This window comes from Candidatus Symbiopectobacterium sp. NZEC135 (assembly GCF_025962695.1).
Genome location: NZ_JAGFPF010001307.1, coordinates 1 through 603 on the forward strand (window position 1 = coordinate 1; position 603 = coordinate 603).

1 protein-coding gene is annotated in these 603 nt (G+C 54.1%); it reads left to right on the top strand.

Annotated features, from left to right (window positions below; genetic code table 11):
- Positions 1–603 (top strand): DNA replication terminus site-binding protein (gene tus / locus J5224_RS33980; RefSeq protein ID WP_264629261.1); only part of this gene is annotated, 603 nt, incomplete at both ends.

A 603-nucleotide genomic window follows, 5' to 3' on the forward strand; every position in this document is an offset into this window, starting at 1 on the left:
TGCTCAACGCACGACTATGCAGCCTCCGCACGGGGGAAAAGGGGAAAGAACACGGTGCCATCACCCAGATCCGCGTTACGGCGTTGCAAGGCGAAGCGGCCTGTGAGGCGGGTCTGGCACATTTTCAGCGTTTATTTATTCATCATTACGCCGAGACGGTGAGCAGCAAAGCCGCGATTCGCTTACCCGGTGCGCTGTGTTTTCAGGTGACGGAGACTGAATACCAACATATCCGACAATCCGCCGAGACGATTAACACCTTGAAAGCGACGCTGGAGCAGTTGATTACGCGCGAATCCGGTTTGGCTGCCGAGCAACGGTTTGAATTCGTGCACGCTCACCTGCCCGGATTGATCACACTGAGCGCCTATCGTTCGCTCACGCTGTTAACAGAACCCGACACGGTGCGGTTTGGCTGGGCCAATAAGCATGTAGTCAATACACTGACGCGAGAGGCGGTAGTAGAAAAACTGGAGAAGAGCCTTCAGGCAACGCGGGGAATTTCACCGACAGACAAAGTCACATGGCACGCTCGAGTAACTCAGGAACTGATTGATATCAAAAAATTGCCGCAAGACGCCGTGTTGAAGATTAAACGGCCGG